The organism is Acidovorax sp. GW823-FHT02H02, assembly GCF_058797075.1.
This window is the reverse complement of sequence record NZ_JBXAJH010000049.1, coordinates 1-901: the sequence shown is the minus strand read 5'-3', so window position 1 is coordinate 901 and position 901 is coordinate 1. Positions and strand designations below refer to the sequence as shown.

The following is a 901-nucleotide window of genomic DNA, read 5'->3' as shown; positions in this document are numbered from 1 at the left end:
GCAGCGCCCAAGCCCAGTGCCTGAGCCTGCAGCGCAGGCGCGGCGCCAGGCCTGCGGTCAAACTGCACCCCGATTCGATCCTGTGGGCTCTGGTTGTTCATCTGCTGCGGCTTCGCTGGTCACCCGAGCAGATTGCCCTGACACTGGCACGCTTGTATCCCCCCGGCCATGAGTACCGCGTGTCACACGAGACCATCTACAACTGCATTTATGCCATGCCCGTGGGCGAGTTGCGCAAGGAGCTGATCGCCACCCTGCGCCACGCCCACAACAAGCGGCTGCCGCGAAGCAAAGGCAAAGACCGCAGAGGCCAGATCCCCGACATGCTGAGCATCCATGTGCGTTCGCCCGAGATTGAAGACCGCCAGTTCCCTGGGCACTGGGAGGGCGATCTCATCAAGGGCGAAGGCAATGCCAGTGCGGTGGGAACCTTGGTGGAGCGCACCAGCCGGCTGGTGATGCTGGTCAAGCTCCCTGAGTTCAAACCAGCCAGTGCCGCCAACGTCTTGCAGGCCTTCACGGACAAGTTGCTGGGCATTGCCCAACCGATGCGTCTGAGCATGACGTACGACCAGGGCAGAGAGATGGCCATGCACAAGAAGCTCAGCGAGCAGACGGGCATAGCGGTGTACTTCTGCGATCCACACAGCCCCTGGCAGCGGGGCTCCAACGAAAACATGAATGGCCTGGTGCGCCAGTACCTGCCCAAGGGGACGGACCTGAGCATCTACAGCCAGGAACAGCTCGATGCGATTGCCGATGAAATCAACAACCGCCCCAGAAAAGGACTGGGGGTACGATCACCACTGGCCGTATACCGCGAGTTGCTGATCAACAGCCCGCAGCACTCCACCCTCGTTCATTGAAACCCAGGGTGTTGCACTTCACTTTTGAATCCGCC

The 901-nt window shown here is 61.0% G+C and carries 1 protein-coding gene; it reads left to right on the top strand.

The features are described from left to right. A partial coding sequence (locus tag AC1RDS_RS20980; RefSeq protein ID WP_492227364.1) for an IS30 family transposase occupies positions 1-866 on the top strand: 866 nt, incomplete at its 5' end. Positions 867-901 lie beyond the last annotated feature (35 nt).